13 protein-coding genes are annotated in these 15,031 nt (G+C 35.7%); 12 read left to right on the forward strand and 1 reads right to left on the reverse strand.

All coding sequences use genetic code 11. The features are described from left to right. Nucleotides 1-11 precede the first annotated feature (11 nt). From PV403_RS07245 to PV403_RS07300, 12 genes are all read left to right on the forward strand, one after another. The gene (locus PV403_RS07245; RefSeq protein WP_332084028.1) at nucleotides 12-593 is read left to right on the forward strand and encodes a sigma-70 family RNA polymerase sigma factor; all 582 of its coding nucleotides are present in this window, start codon (nucleotides 12-14) and stop codon (nucleotides 591-593) included. After that, nucleotides 586-1,956, forward strand: coding sequence for a DUF4179 domain-containing protein (locus PV403_RS07250; protein WP_332084030.1), 1,371 nt, complete (start codon nucleotides 586-588; stop codon nucleotides 1,954-1,956). The genes PV403_RS07245 and PV403_RS07250 overlap by 8 nt, the downstream gene beginning before the upstream one ends. A 126-nt stretch (nucleotides 1,957-2,082) precedes the next feature. Further along, a complete protein-coding gene (locus PV403_RS07255; RefSeq protein ID WP_213531496.1) occupies nucleotides 2,083-2,802 on the forward strand; it encodes a YebC/PmpR family DNA-binding transcriptional regulator in 720 nt (239 codons plus the stop codon). A gap of 507 nt (nucleotides 2,803-3,309) precedes the next feature. Continuing rightward, nucleotides 3,310-3,618 (forward strand): tyrosine-type recombinase/integrase, encoded by a 309-nt coding sequence (locus PV403_RS07260; RefSeq protein WP_213531498.1) that lies wholly within the window; start codon nucleotides 3,310-3,312, stop codon nucleotides 3,616-3,618. 1,356 nt (nucleotides 3,619-4,974) lie between these two features. Next, nucleotides 4,975-5,805 (forward strand): SHOCT domain-containing protein, encoded by an 831-nt coding sequence (locus PV403_RS07265; protein ID WP_213531500.1) that lies wholly within the window; start codon nucleotides 4,975-4,977, stop codon nucleotides 5,803-5,805. 516 nt (nucleotides 5,806-6,321) lie between these two features. Next, nucleotides 6,322-7,479, forward strand: coding sequence for a helix-turn-helix domain-containing protein (locus tag PV403_RS07270; protein ID WP_213531502.1), 1,158 nt, complete (start codon nucleotides 6,322-6,324; stop codon nucleotides 7,477-7,479). A 3-nt stretch (nucleotides 7,480-7,482) separates the two neighbouring features. Further along, nucleotides 7,483-8,007, forward strand: a complete 525-nt coding sequence (locus PV403_RS07275; RefSeq protein WP_213531504.1) for a hypothetical protein — start codon at nucleotides 7,483-7,485, stop codon at nucleotides 8,005-8,007. A gap of 365 nt (nucleotides 8,008-8,372) precedes the next feature. Next, nucleotides 8,373-9,833, forward strand: a complete 1,461-nt coding sequence (locus PV403_RS07280; protein ID WP_213531506.1) for a metallophosphoesterase family protein — start codon at nucleotides 8,373-8,375, stop codon at nucleotides 9,831-9,833. An 86-nt stretch (nucleotides 9,834-9,919) separates the two neighbouring features. Then, nucleotides 9,920-10,165 (forward strand): ABC-three component system middle component 6, encoded by a 246-nt coding sequence (locus PV403_RS07285; RefSeq protein WP_213531508.1) that lies wholly within the window; start codon nucleotides 9,920-9,922, stop codon nucleotides 10,163-10,165. Beyond that, nucleotides 10,162-11,907, forward strand: a complete 1,746-nt coding sequence (locus PV403_RS07290; protein WP_213531510.1) for a DUF2326 domain-containing protein — start codon at nucleotides 10,162-10,164, stop codon at nucleotides 11,905-11,907. The genes PV403_RS07285 and PV403_RS07290 overlap by 4 nt, the downstream gene beginning before the upstream one ends. A gap of 350 nt (nucleotides 11,908-12,257) precedes the next feature. Next, the gene (locus tag PV403_RS07295; RefSeq protein WP_213531512.1) at nucleotides 12,258-13,022 is read left to right on the forward strand and encodes an exodeoxyribonuclease III; all 765 of its coding nucleotides are present in this window, start codon (nucleotides 12,258-12,260) and stop codon (nucleotides 13,020-13,022) included. A 178-nt stretch (nucleotides 13,023-13,200) separates the two neighbouring features. Further along, entirely contained in the window at nucleotides 13,201-13,830 is a 630-nt protein-coding gene (locus PV403_RS07300) for an SGNH/GDSL hydrolase family protein (protein WP_213531514.1), read from the forward strand. 130 nt (nucleotides 13,831-13,960) lie between these two features. On the opposite strand, the gene PV403_RS07305 is transcribed toward PV403_RS07300, so the two are convergent. Next, on the reverse strand, nucleotides 13,961-14,938 hold the full coding sequence (locus tag PV403_RS07305; protein ID WP_213531516.1) for an electron transfer flavoprotein subunit alpha/FixB family protein: 978 nt from the start codon (nucleotides 14,936-14,938) through the stop codon (nucleotides 13,961-13,963). Between the last annotated feature and the right edge of the window lie 93 nt (nucleotides 14,939-15,031).

Here is a 15,031-nt window from a genome sequence, read left to right on the forward strand (position 1 = left end):
GGAGGGAATGAGTGGATTTAATTGAATTGGCTGTGAAAGCAAAACAAGGAGATGAAGAAGCATTCTTAGAGCGAATGAGTGTAGACAAGCATAAATTATACGGCATTGCCTATTCCTATATGCTCAATCAGCAGGATGCGCTAGACGCGGTCCAAGAAACGGTGAGCAAAGTATGGGCAAAACGGAAATCACTGAAGCAACCTGAATATTTTACAACATGGGTCATTCGAATCTTAATACGCGTATGTATGGATGAACAGAAGAAGAAACGTAGAGAGGTGCCTACGGCTGCGGATCATATGGGATATGATGCAATACTTGCTCCGCAAAGTGTAGATTCCGATCACAAATTAGATATGGAAAAGCAGATTAGAAAGCTACAGCCGAAATATCGGATGGTCATTGTACTGAAATATTACCGTGATCTTACCATTCCGGATATCGCTGAACTTATGGACAAGCCGGAAGGGACGATCCGAACCTGGCTTCATAAGGGACTGAAACAAATGAGAACAGAAATGTTGGAAGAAAAGGATCAGGAAGAAAAAGAAAGCCCATGGACTGAGGACAGGAAGGTGAGGAAATATGTCTGAAAAACAAGATAAGAAATGGGAGAATGCTTTTGAGCTAAATAAACAACTTCATGATCAGCGGATGATGATGGTATCTGACTTCGAACTTGATCATGCAATCCGTAAGGGATTGTCACAAGGAAAGAAAACGGATAGGGATGTGAGAAAAAGGAGATCTATTTTTGTAGCAGCCGCAGCTATGATGAGTGTTTTTATGATATTCGTTGCGAGTATCAGAGTTTCACCAGCCTTTGCTTCCACAGTTCGGGACATGCCGGGTTTGAATAAATTCGTAGATCTCATTCGGTATGACAGCTTATTTGCAAAAGCATGGGAACATGATTTTCTACAAGAAGTGGGAATCTCAGATAGATCGGAAGATACCGTGTTTACGGTGGGAAGTATACTTGCGGATGAAGACCGGATTCTCATTCTCTATTCTCTGAAGGGTCCAGAAGTGAGGGAAGGGAAAGCGAATGATTATATGGCTTTTGAATTGACGAATGGAAAAGGAGAAAAGATTAGCGAGCAACGACTAAGCGTTCTTCCTAAAGAGATTGAGGAAGCAGTTGATACTTATGAAAAACTTGATTTTCGATTGTTAGACGGTCAAACGATGCCGGAACGGTTAATTCTGAAAGTGAATATGATTGGTCATCATTATGAAATTCCATTTACCGTGGATAAAGAACGTTTTGCGGGTATGAGAGAGGTCATTCCAGTCGATAAGCAGATGGAAGTAGATGGTCAGAAAGTGAACATTGATCAAGTAACGATTACGCCTCTTCAAGCAAAAGTACATGTCACAGCAGACCCCAATAATACAATGCAGATCAATGATCTAGTTGATTTAAGATTAAATGATAATACCGATTACAAAAGAAGAATGGAGACCGTACAGGGCGACTTATCAACAGGAGAGCGAACTTATTACTTTGAAAGTCCTTATTTTAGTCAAACGGACTCGTTGACTTTAGAAGCAAAAGGATTCTTTTTGAATAAACGAGATCAAGTATTTACATTTAATATAGAGACGGTAGAGACCATACACACACCTAACCCACACATTGTCTTAGATAAGGTAGAGGAAACAGGAGACGGAATTCAAGTAAGCATCAGTACAGAAGGAATTTATGACCAGACGGAATATCCATATTTCAATCCTTATGTACAATTTTTCAATGAAGATAACACATTCACAGATGCTGCGGGTAAAGAATATCCAATGAACGACGCTAAATTGTTAATGTGGACGGGACCCGGCACGGAGAGCCACGAAATGACGTTCTCTATACCCAAAAGGGAATATAAACAGCCTTTGTCTTTTAAGGTGAAGGAATACCCAGGATTTGCGAAAGCAGATATCAATATTAAAATAAAATAGAATTTGTCCTTATGTCGTTCATGTATCGCTTACAAGAAATGTGACGTGTAAACTTTTCAACTCATTCCATAAAAGCTATAATAGAAAGGATTGAGCCTGATTCTAAGTGAAAGAGAGCGATATATTATGGGTCGTAAATGGAATAACATCAAAGAGAAAAAGGCAAATAAGGACGCTAGTACTAGCCGAATCTATGCCAAATTTGGACGTGAAATATATGTAGTTGCTCGCCAGGGTGAACCTGATCCTGAGTCGAACCGTGCACTGAAAGTAGTACTTGAGCGTGCCAAAACTTATAACGTACCAAAAGCGATCATCGACCGCGCACTGGAAAAAGCAAAAGGCGGTTCCGAAGAAAACTTTGACGAACTTCGTTATGAAGGTTTTGGACCTAACGGTTCCATGGTTATTGTGGATGCCCTCACGAACAACGTGAATCGTACTGCTTCCGAAGTACGTTCCACTTTCAGTAAAAACGGAGGAAACCTCGGTGTAAGTGGTTCCGTTAACTACATGTTTGATTCAACAGCCGTTATCGGTGTAGAAGGAAAAACAGCGGATGACGTGCTTGAACTGCTAATGGAAGCAGATCTTGATGTACGTGACATTATCGAAGAAGATGATTCTGTTATCGTGTATGCTGAACCAGATCAATTCCACGCTGTACAAGATGCTTTCAAAAATGCTGGTATTTCCGAATTTACGGTAGCCGAGCTTACAATGCTTCCACAAACCTTCGTATCTCTAGAAGGCGATGCACTTGCTCAGTTCGAGAAACTGATCGATGTGCTTGAAGATCTGGAAGATGTGCAGCAAGTGTATCACAACGTCGAGTTCGAAGATTAAGGTGTACTCTAGCCATTTCTCTAGCCATGAAACGGAAAGTTGTTCTTAAAACCACCAATTGTTTCAATAAGCGAGAATATACATTTTTTTGCTTGTTGGATTTTATAATGATCTACGTTTTGAGTCTGAATTAATGAGAATGGCGTATTGTTAAACTCACTTTTTGTATTGAATATCTATACAAGGAGTGAGTTTTTATGTTATTAGAAGATGTTTAAAAAGAGTTTTTATTTGATCTGGAGATAAAGAATTACAGTGTTCGCACCATTAAAGGCTATCGAAATAACAATAGAGCTTTCCTGAAATTCTTGTGTAACGCATTTGCAGTTACAGAATTGAGGAAGTTAGTACATCGCACATTAAATCGTATCTTATGAACTTGAAGAAAAAAGGATTGTCTAAATCGTATACTAATGGGATTCAAAAAAATATTCGTTCAATTTTCAAATTCAATGTGGAGAAGGTTATATTGCTGAGAAAAGAAATCCTTTTATAGGGGTAAAGTCGTTGAAGCAACCCAAAAAAGTTCTTATTCAAACATTCGATGATGATGAAGTGAAGAGAATGATCAGTGCATTCAAAGGTGATTATTATTTGAGTTTACGAAACAAGTTGATTCTGATGTTATTTGTAGATTTAGGAATCAGGAATCTGGAGCTTTGTACTCTGGGTACACTTGATGTGAGAGATAGTGTTATAAAGATACATGGCAAAGGAAATAAAGAAAGAAATTTGTACATTTCACCTTTTCTTAAAAAGCACATCATCAAATACGAGAGTGAAAGAAGCATATTTCAAAGACAAGCTGATGACTGATTCAAATTTTTTTATCTCAAAATGGTAGAATAATCCAATATCCGTGAGCATATTCGTTGCAGTCGTCATACACTAAGACATTATTATGTCAGAAACAATTAAGATTGGGTTTAGATATTTATAGCCTTAGTAGATTGTTAGGTCATGAGTCAACAATCATTACAAATCGCTATCTGCAATCGATCCAAGATGAGCAGATTCAGAATTAGCTAAAAAGACCACAAAAAGTGACGGCATTTAAAGATGTAAGATTGTCAGCTCAACATTCAGGCATACAATGGCCCATCGAATGAGTGCAGATGTGTTCTCACTTCAAAAAATGTTACGGCACTCTGACTTGGATATGAGCAAGAAATACTTGGCTTTATGGGGAACTGCCTCGAAAGAGCAAAATAATAAGTTTAATCCTTTAAATCATTTGGATTTATAAGGTTTTAACGCGCTCTCATAAACATTAGTTGATTTGTTACATACATCCTAACGTAGATAACCATTCGAGAATATTTTGATTTAAAGCTAATGTGATTTCACCTAGAAGTCGTATAAACCGGCTGTAGAGTATCGAAGTCAACACTCAGTTAAGGAGTCGGTCTTAATTATTAAATCTTTTACACATGTAAATATAGAGTCACCCATTCGAACATTACAAATGGGTGACTATTCAAGTGCTTAACATCCTTGGCAAGTCTGAGAATCATTTGTACCTCGGCAGTCTGCCTTAATAACGAGTTAATTGCTTTGATGAGAAGCCTTTTATCAGCCCTATCTTCGATAGCTTCTATTCCTTCAATTCGAATAACTCAATTGTATTCACATCTAAATCCGAAATCACTTTCTTTAGTTTTCCGTCGAAATGTTTCGTTCGCTGGGCTCAATATGTGAAATATATGTAACGTGGATTTCGCTTTTTCAAACAAAGTTTCCTGTGTGTGGCCGTTTTCTTTGCGTAACATTCTCATACGTTCTCCAACGAGTTATAAAAAATCAGAAGACATTCTTTCACTTCCCTTCCGTTCAAGCGTATGGAAGGAGTGTGGACATTCACATAATCTTATATCAGAATTTTTATTGAAAGAATATTATATATACGATACTATATTTGGTATGTGACTTTAGAACTAGGAAGGTGCGTGAAGATGAGAATAAGGAACTACATAATCAGCTTTACTTGTATATGTTTGATTCTACTGGGAACAGCCTGTGAATCAGAGAGTGATAAACGGAAGGCAAGAATTAAAGAACTTGATAAGGAGATTAATCAGTTAAAGAAAGAAACTGATTTAATGAATGATTATCTCGACGCCTGCGAAAAGGTGAGCAAATGTTAAAATATACTATGGATTTGGGGATGTAAAAATGTATCTTGGCTTTGGAGGGGTATTAGCAATCCTTGCGTTCATCATGTTTTTCATTGCTATTGGTGGCGGTGGTGATTATCCGATTGTAGGGTGGATTCTATTTATCGGATTTGGAATTGGTTCGTGGTACTCCTATAAGAAGAATAATGAACTTGAAGAAGAAAAGATGTCTCAGAAGCGGCATGAAACGGATGATAGGTTAAAGCGTATTCCCAACTACAAATCGTCACAAAGATACACCTCAGCCAATGGCGATGTTACATTATCAATTGACGAAACGAACAAGCAAATATCATTAGTTTCCCTTAATTCATACAAAGATAAAGTGTATAGCTACCGTGACATATTGAAATCTGAGATTTTGACAGATGGTATGAGTGTTACTTCTACAAACAGGGGTAGCCAAATTGGAGGAGCGTTGCTAGGCGGTTTGCTTGCTGGAGGAGTAGGGGCATTGATAGGAGGACTTTCTGGCTCGACGACAAGCCAAGAAAAAGTGAAGAAGATTGAGTTGAACGTAATTGTTAATGATACAGTAAACCCGATACATAAGATTGCTTTTTTAGATTCGGAATTTTCCGCATATGCAAAGGACACTCAGGAATATAAAGATAGCTACAATACAGCATATCATTGTCATCAATTAATCGGTGTTCTTATTAGGCAAGCCGACGAGGAAGACAAGCGAACAGAGACTTCAACGATTAGCAATAGTTCTCAAAGTAATGTGTCCGTTGCTGATGAACTTAGAAAACTTGTCCAGTTAAAGGATGAGGGAATAATCAGCGGCGATGAGTTTGATATACAGAAGAAAAAGCTAATAGGGTAAAACAAATAAACCAGTAAGAGGAGAAAACTTGTTACTGGCTTATTTTTGTAAGGCGTTATACTATCGTTTGTATTGTTCTTTTAATCTGCCTCATTGTATACGTATCAAGAGAATTATAATCTTCTCTCAGCATTGAGTACATTGTGAGATTTTTTACAGTGACGCCCACCTCCATAGCGAGTTAAATAATTGAAAATCTAAAATTTTTTTCTGACACAATAAAATAACAGGTTTATAAGAGCCCACTGCAGATTCCTAGCGAGTGGGCTTTGTTTTTCTTTTTTTGTTTCTCACAAGCGATAAAATACATCTGAAGGAGAAGTATAAGAACATAATTATCAATTGTAAAAAAACAAGCAGATGATAAGTTGGTTGTGATAGTGTCGTGATACAGGGGGCTTGTCCAAAGTGAATACTAAAGGTTTAAATAAATTGAATATGATAGGATGGATATAACAACAAGTTATACTATCTGTTTCTATAGTAATATGTAAATATCGATAGGAGAGGTTGAGATTGAGCTTTGACTACAGGTTATTAGGGAGAAAACTAAAAGAAGCTAGACAAAATCAAGAGTATACTATCGATGAAGTTGCAGAATATATTAATAAATCTGAAAAAGATTATAAAATGATTGAAGATGGTGAATATGTAACTCTTGAAGGAGATACTGTTGTATTGTTATCGAAGTTATTTAAAGTTGATTTCCGTTATTTAATTACAGGTAATTATCCGTCAGCAGAATCTCAAATCACTAGTTTATTCAGACAAAATAGTGAACTATCAAAGAACGATAGACGGGCTATACAATCGTTTATTAGATTATGTGAAACGAAAAATGATATTGAGGAAATGCTTGGATCTTATAAACCTGTACCTCCGAAGTATTCGATGAATGACTTTAATGTGGATAATGAAAAACAACAAGGGATTTTAGCAGCTGATTTCGAAAGGAATCGGCTCAAAATTGTCGGTGATATTCCTAATATTTATTCATTATTACGACAACAAAAAATTCACATTTTCAGAAGAACCTTAGATGATAAAAATATCTCGGGGGTATATATTAAACATCCCTATGCCGGTCATTGTATTTTGATAAACTACGTTGATGATATTTTCAGACAAAATTTTTCAGCAGCGCATGAATATTGCCATGTGTTATTTGACTCAGATAGCGAGCAAAGAATAAGTTATGAAAGAACCAATGATTATGTTGAAGTTAGGGCTAATAACTTCTCTAGTAATTTCTTAGTGCCATCATCTGCTTATCATCAATTAATAAATAAAAAAGACGTGTCCTATGAGTATCTTTCCAATTGGATAATTACTATTTGTAGGAAATATAAAGTGAATAAACATGTTGTTATTTATAAACTTTCAGATTTGAAAATAATTACAAGTAACACAAAAAATAAACTGTTATCTGATTTTAGTTTTAAAGTTATTAGCAATTATAAGGAAGATCCTGAATTAGTAGGTGTTTCTCCGAATCTTGTTAAACCAATCACAGAGTTAATAAAAAATGGTATATCACTTGAGTATATAAAGTTATGTAAAAATGCTTATGACGATGGGGTGATCACATTTTCGAAATTAGTTAATTCCCTAAATACAGATTTTTATAAGGGAAAACACATAGTTGATATTATGGATTTTATAATGGAGGTGTGATGTATGACGACGGTTGCGGTTATTGATACATGCGTTATTCAAAATTTCTGCAATATAAATCGATTTGATTTGTTTGGAAAGTTGAAATATTTTCTTTTTACAACAATATATGTTGATTTGGAGATAAGTAACGCTGACACTGCTACTAAGCTAAAGTATGAGTCTCTTATCAGCAAGGAAACAATTAAAAAAGTGAATCTTACTATTCAAGATTTAGTTCAAATGTCACAAATACCCGAAAGTAAAAAATATAGTGATGCAGAATTGTCTTGTATTGTAAAAGCAAAACAACTTAATTCTTCTGCTCTTACTGATGATAAGAGAGCCATTAATTTTATCAGAAATTATATAGATGGTGTTCTTATCAAGGGAACAAAAGAGATTTTAGTTGAAGGGTATGTTCAAGATTATTTAAATGATAATGATTTGAAAGAATTGCAAGACAAATTAAAGGGGTATAAATTTCATATAAAAGAAAACCTAGTATTTGAAGCAGCTGCTTTAAAAATGTTAGGTATAAGTAATTAGATATATAAATTTGATAATTTGAATTGGATGTAATAATAAAGAAAATCAGGCAGTACTAGTTTTTTTACAAAAATATAAGCGAAAAGCTTATGAAGTAAGGTTTATAAGATTTAATCCTGTGCTTAGCGAATTTTGGGGTCATATTAAAGTAGGCTACGCTGATCATAAGACGAAATAAGTTATCATCCACAATAACCGTAATGAATACTTGGTAGTAGCAATCATTGTTTTGGATGAGTCATTTAGTGTTTTGAATTGTAATAATTTTGGTGAAAAAGATAATTTAATGATGTAAACTTGAGTGGTAGTACTTGGGTCGATTAATGTGTCCCCAAATACAAATTTAGAAAAGAAGAGTTGATTATATGGAAACGAACTTTATCCAAATTTCGGATATTCATCATCATTTTTCAAACTACGATTCGTTGAAAATGAGACTAATGTTAGAAGAATATCTAAAAGAATTGTCACAGGGAACTAGGTTCGACTTTGTATTGATAACTGGCGACTTAAGTGACAAAGGAGCTGGTTTTAATGATGAGATAAGTGGTTTTTTAGATTTGATATTATCAAGCCTAAACTTAACAAGAAAAGATATTTTTATTGTTCCTGGGAATCATGATTTGAAGAGAAACGTCCCGAGAAAATATGTAATAGAGGGTATAAAAGCTTCATTATCAAAAGATGAGCTAGATGAAGCTTTAAAAACAGAAGATACTAAAGGAATATTACTCGAAAGTTTCAAAGATTTTTTTGAGTTTTATAAAGAGTATACAGAAGAAGATTATCCGAGAGAGTCTTTTCATTTTATTAAAACCAAGGGTAAATGTAATATAATCCACTTGAATACCTGTTTGACAGCGTACACTTCAAATGAAGAAGGAACTCTTTTGATAGGAAGACAGAAATTGATTGGTTGCCTTTCAGCGTTAAAGAGAGATCCAAGTAAAATCAACATAGCGATTGGTCATCATACAATTGATTGTTTTCATCCAGATGAGATAACAAGTATTGTTGCAAATTTTGATGACTTTGGGATTGATATGTATTTATCTGGACATGTACATAAACCAAAATACCATATTGAAGCAAATGTCCATACTCCTTACATCAATTTGGTAAGTGGAGCAACACATTCTGATGATTATGCGGTTGGTGGATTTATATCTGCAAAAGTTGCCTTTGATAGTCATGAATTGGAAGTTCAGTATCATAAGTGGCACAATGTAGACGAATATTGGTCTACAACAAATGATATGGGGAGATTGGCAAAAAGCGGAACTCTTAAACATAAATTAAAGAAATTTGAGAAAAGAGCAAAACAACTAGATGTTTCAGTTGATTTAACCTCTCTAAGGGATGATATTGAGGATAAAGTAAGGATTGATGAGGACGAATTTAAACAATTCATAATTGATTTTCATCAACATCCTAAGAAGAAGGGGGAAATTACAAGCTATCAGACAAAACAAAAAGAAATCGAAGAAAAGTTTGATAATATGCGTTGTAGCTCATCATTTGAAAAAATGTTTCTTGATTACGCTCAATATTTCACAGCGATAGAGGAGATATTAAATTCAACTTCATATATTGAAGCAGATAAGAAAGAAATTGTTTCAGAATTAGTTATTGAAACTTATTTGGGCATTCATAGTAAATATGATTCAGGGGATGTTATTTTCACAACTATGGTGGATGCGATACAAAAACAATATTCGGAAACGTTGAGCTATTCACCTGCAAAGACTAGAAGGTATATCCGTATTCTAACTTGTTGGAGTATTTATGACTGTAATATTTTCAATGAAAACAAGGTTGAGGCTTAAAAATGCTGAGTCAAATAAACTTTATAAATTCACTATTCCGTTATGTCAATGTTCAAGAAATTAGCATAGCGGAGGAGGTAATCAAAATGGACTATTTCCTAGTCTCTAAACATCAAATAGTAGAAGAAAATATTCTATTCACTTCTAAAGTGTTATATCAGTTGTTAGATAATGAATTACATGTTGATGAATTATTTTTAAAGTATGCTAATGAAAGAAATATCATATTAAATCTAAACATAGAAAGAATTTTATATCTATCACTTACTTTGCTTTTTGCAATGGGATTAATAAGTGCTAACCAAAATATGATAATGAGGGCTATACAATGATATTAAACGAGTTAGTTATTTATAGTAGTGACTCTGAAACGATTTTAAAAAAGTATCCCTTCAATCGATTTGGACTAAATGTCATTCTAGGTGAAAAGAGCATACTCAACGAAGAGACAAATGGTGTTGGCAAATCTACGATGATAGATTGCATCGAAATCTTGCTTGGAAAGACAATAAGTAAGTCTTACGAACAAAATTCAGAATTAATAAGTCGTAGCATCTTCTTGATCTTAAAGATTGAATCCAATGGAGCAATTATGTATTTGGGGCGTCACCTTAATACTCCTAAAAAGGGATTTATTCTTGTTTCCGAAGAAATTTCGTTTCAAATAAGCGAATGGGAGAGTTACTCTCTGAAAAATTACAAAGAAAAAATTGGTGATTTGCTATTCTTGAAACAAAATGAAACTTCTTTTTCGGCACTGCGCGAATATATAGTCAGGAACGAGAAATTTGGATTTAATGATATAACTTTGGCTGGTCGAAAATCTATTGTTAATTATTCTCTTTTGGCATTTTTATTTGGACTACCTCATAGATTTGAGTTTGAGATTCAGAATATTAAGGCTTCAATTGATTCATTAAGACAACAAATTAAGTTGATTGAATCAATCGGTATTCAAGTAGACAAGCTAAAAATTAAAGAAGAAGAGTTGGAATCAGAAGTATCTCAAATAAAAGCTGCCTTGGATTCGTTAGAGATATCAGATAGGGTTCAGATTAACACTGACAGATATTCAAAGCTTAAAACTGAACTACAGTTAACTCAAAGTAAAATATTTGAACTGGAGCATGTTATTAAGCAATATCAAAAAAACATAAATAATTTAACAAAGAAAACAAGAGACATTAAACAACTGAAGGACATAGAACCTTTTTTTGAACAGCTTGTTGGGTATTTTCCATTTAAAGTAAAACGGAATTATGAAGAGATTGAAACTTTTTATGATTTTATGGTTGACAATCGAGGTAAGTATTTTAATGACAAGATAAGTGTCATGCAATCAGAAATAGCTGAGTTAAAAGAGAACAGACAGAAAATAGAAGATGACTTAAGAAATGTAAGTCAACTTCTGAAAAACAAGAAATTTGTTGAAGATGTTGCTTCAGTAATAAAAGAACTAGAAGAAAAACAAATGGAATTAGCACAAATAAAGGTTAGATTAGCAGAATACAACAACAAAAATGGGATAAATGATAAAATTAACAAACTTGAAGCTGAAAAATTGAGACTCACATCAATAAAGAATGATGAGTTTAATACGTATAAAGAACATGTTGAATATTTACAAAAAATATTTAACTCGATGTGCTTGGAGACATATAATCAAATAGGAGTTCTAAATTTTGAGTTTGAGAACTCCTCAAAAAGTACTGCTTCCACCGGAAGAATTAAAATCAGATGCACTATTCCAGATGAGAACTCGCATGGAAGACTATACATGAAAATTAATATGTTTGATTTGACTTGGTTATTATATAGAATTGAAAAACATTTACCAATTAATTTTTTATTCCATGATGGTTCTTATTCAAAGCCAGATGTGGCGGTTAAACCAAAGCTATTGAGCTATATTGACTCCCAATTAAAGACTGGTGAACGAGGGCAATACTTCGTTACTATTAATATTGATGAATTAGATACGAGTGACATTGAGGTTCTGGAAGACAATAACTGTGTTATTGCAAAGCTAAATAGGAGCAAAGATGAGAATAGATTTTTTGGTTTCAAATTTTAAACGTACCGATTCCCTAAAAAGTTATTAAAGTAAGGGATGGACTTAATCGTTCTCTAATTTTATACAAAAAGTGAGTTGTAACAAACCAGTTTTTCGAACTGAGCCTGTGCATCCTCGGGAAGTTCAATATGGTTTTCAGCAAATGTATCACAATGTTGAGTTTGAAGAGTAGACGTACACGTAAGTTCGTTTCGAGAGTTTAACTTTCGATATTAAGAACCCTCCATACCGCCTCAACAAGCGGCTGGAGGTTCTTTTTATTTGTTTGAAAGAATCAATTTCATAACACCTTCATGAGTTATGAAATTGATTCGAATAAGATAAAATATAACACCATCAAGGAGAGAGACATGAAACTGGTATCTTGGAACGTAAATGGGCTTAGAGCTTGTGTGAAAAAAGGGTTTATGGATTATTTTCATCAAATGGATGCGGATATTTTCTGTCTACAAGAAACAAAACTGCAAGAAGGACAGATTGAACTGGAGCTCGGGGAAGAGTATCAGGATTACTGGAGTTACGCCGAGAAAAAAGGATATTCGGGAACTGCGATATTTACTCGTATTAAACCTTTGTCCGTTCAGTATGGAATGAGTGAAGAAGACCCGGACGTGGAAGGCCGAATGATCACTTTAGAATTTGAGTCTTTCTATCTGGTGAACGTGTATACACCGAATGCTCGGAGAGATCTATCGAGACTAGCTATGCGGCTGGAGTGGGAAGAACAATTTCGAGAGTATATTACGGGCCTGGATCAGAAAAAACCTGTGGTGATTTGTGGAGACCTGAATGTCGCGCACCAAGAAATAGATATCAAGAATGCGAAGAGTAATCGGGGCAATTCCGGATTTACAGATGAGGAACGAGAGAAAATGACGAGACTGCTGGAATCCGGATTTGTAGATACATTCCGTTATTTTTATCCTGATCAGACAGATGTATATAGCTGGTGGTCTTATATGGCAAAGGTTCGAGAGCGAAATATCGGCTGGCGTATTGATTATTTTCTAGCATCAGAGAGAATTGCTCCCCAATTAATAGACGCATCGATCGATAGTCAAGTTCTCGGAAGTGATCATTGTCCGATCGTGCTTGAAATAGATATAACTAAATAAAATGGATTAATGCAATTTTGTTTGGTTTTGTTAGGTTAGGTATGTCATGCTTTTTATCAAAATAACTATTTTTGTTATGGAATTTTACGAAAACCTATTTCCAATTTGAACTGATAGCGTTATCATAGGGGATGGAAATGAACGTATATATCAGGTAATTGGAGAGGGGAAGTAAGCCGTGAGCCAACCGTTTCAACAGGGAGAGACCGTTCTTTTTATAGGAGACAGCATTACTGATTGTGGTCGAGATTACAGTAACAATTGGAGCCTTGGCAGTGGATATGCTCTGCTGACAGCAGCTGAAGTTGGGAAACAATATCCTGAGCTAAATATGAGGTTTTTAAATCGGGGTATTAACGGCAACCGAATTACGGATCTGCAGCAACGATGGGAAGAGGACTGTATCGCTCATCAGCCTGATTGGGTGTCGATCTATATCGGTATTAATGACACTTGGCGTTATTATGATCAAGGTGAATTTACTTCACCCGAAGATTTCTATCGTACATATCGTGATCTGATTGTTCAAACCAAGGAAAAAACAAATGCAAAACTGGTCCTCATCGAACCATTTGTTCTTCCTGTTCCGGCAGGGCAGAGAGAATGGAGAGCAGACCTTGATCCAAAAATCCATGCGATTCGCCAGTTAGCTCGTGAATTTAAAACATATTATATTCCTCTAGATGGTTTATTTGCTTCAAAAAGCACGCAACTCGATCCGGCTTTCTGGGCCGAAGATGGAGTACACCCAACAGCGGCAGGCCATGCACTGATTAGTAAAGCATGGCTCGATGCAGTTCAATCCTAATATAGGGAAGACACAAAACTTTTATCAATAAAAGAAAAACTACCTCTGCAAGCATCCATTAAGGATGAGAGCTAAAGGTAGTTTTTTTATTTTACAATCAAATCAATTTCATAATACCAACATCAACCCATTATACAAGCACTTTACGGAATTCTTCGGTGAGAAGCGGTACTACTTCAAATAAATCGCCAACAATACCATAGTCTGCGACTTTAAAAATCGGTGCTTCTGGATCTTTATTAATGGCAATAATGACTTTGGATTGACTCATGCCCGCCAAATGCTGGATTGCTCCGCTTATGCCGCAGGCGATATAGATCTCAGGAGTAACGACTTTACCGGTCTGACCGATTTGAAGGGAATAATCACAGTATCCTGCATCACAAGCTCCACGGGAAGCGCCGACAGCGCCTCCTAGTAAATCGGCAAGTTCTTCGAGCGGTTTGAATCCTTCTTCACTCTTGACACCGCGGCCTCCAGAGATCACTACTTTGGCTTCCGTCAGATCTATTTTTCCTGTAGCTTTGCTCACGACATCTTTAATCACGGTACGCAGGGAAGGAGCAGGATAAGCGATATCCACTACACTTGATGGAGCAGCAGTCTCACTTAATTCAGCAGGTTTAATATTATTTGGACGAATGGTAACGACAGCAGGAGTGGATTCGAATACACGTTTCTCAAATGCTTTCCCTGCATAAAGGGGCCGGGTGAAAATCGTTTCCCCGTCTTCATTATCAATCGCGGTTACGTCAGAAATTTGACCTGCTTGTAAATAGGCTGCTACTTGCGGAGCAAGATCCCGTCCAATGGCGGTATGACCAAAAAGTACGATATCTGGTTTCATTTGATCCAATGCAGCCTTAATTGCAGCAAAGTAAGCATCGGGATTATAGTGCGTAAGGTCTGCATGTTCCATGGCGACAACCTGATCTGCTCCGTAAGGAAGAATCGCAGATACCGCTTCTGTAATTAGAGATCCAGCAACAAAAGCGCAGATGGTATCCCCTTCCTTCGCAATGATCTGAGCTGCACCTAACGTCTCCTTAGCAACTTGACGTAACTTACCTTCACGGCTTTCAGCGTAAATGAATATCGTTTTGCTCATTAGCTTAACCTCCCGGGCAATATAGAATAAATTAAGCAGGGGATCATGGTTCACAAAAAAATTGCATGTAGGACATTCTACTTGCCATACAGT

Origin of the sequence: Paenibacillus sp. GYB006 (genome assembly GCF_036577645.1) — a bacterium.
In the GTDB taxonomy this organism is placed as follows: domain Bacteria; phylum Bacillota; class Bacilli; order Paenibacillales; family Paenibacillaceae; genus Paenibacillus.

Bases quoted from the DNA above. Each gene is read 5' to 3' on its own strand.
- PV403_RS07290 (WP_213531510.1), top strand. From the start codon at position 10,162: ATGATATTAAACGAGTTAGTTATTTATAGTAGTGACTCTGAAACGATT.
- PV403_RS07295 (WP_213531512.1), top strand. From the start codon at position 12,258: ATGAAACTGGTATCTTGGAACGTAAATGGGCTTAGAGCTTGTGTGAAA.
- PV403_RS07285 (WP_213531508.1), top strand. From the start codon at position 9,920: ATGGACTATTTCCTAGTCTCTAAACATCAAATAGTAGAAGAAAATATT.
- PV403_RS07275 (WP_213531504.1), top strand. From the start codon at position 7,483: ATGACGACGGTTGCGGTTATTGATACATGCGTTATTCAAAATTTCTGC.
- PV403_RS07265 (WP_213531500.1), top strand. From the start codon at position 4,975: ATGTATCTTGGCTTTGGAGGGGTATTAGCAATCCTTGCGTTCATCATG.
- PV403_RS07280 (WP_213531506.1), top strand. From the start codon at position 8,373: ATGGAAACGAACTTTATCCAAATTTCGGATATTCATCATCATTTTTCA.
- PV403_RS07305 (WP_213531516.1), bottom strand. From the start codon at position 14,938: ATGAGCAAAACGATATTCATTTACGCTGAAAGCCGTGAAGGTAAGTTA.
- PV403_RS07255 (WP_213531496.1), top strand. From the start codon at position 2,083: ATGGGTCGTAAATGGAATAACATCAAAGAGAAAAAGGCAAATAAGGAC.
- PV403_RS07250 (WP_332084030.1), top strand. From the start codon at position 586: ATGTCTGAAAAACAAGATAAGAAATGGGAGAATGCTTTTGAGCTAAAT.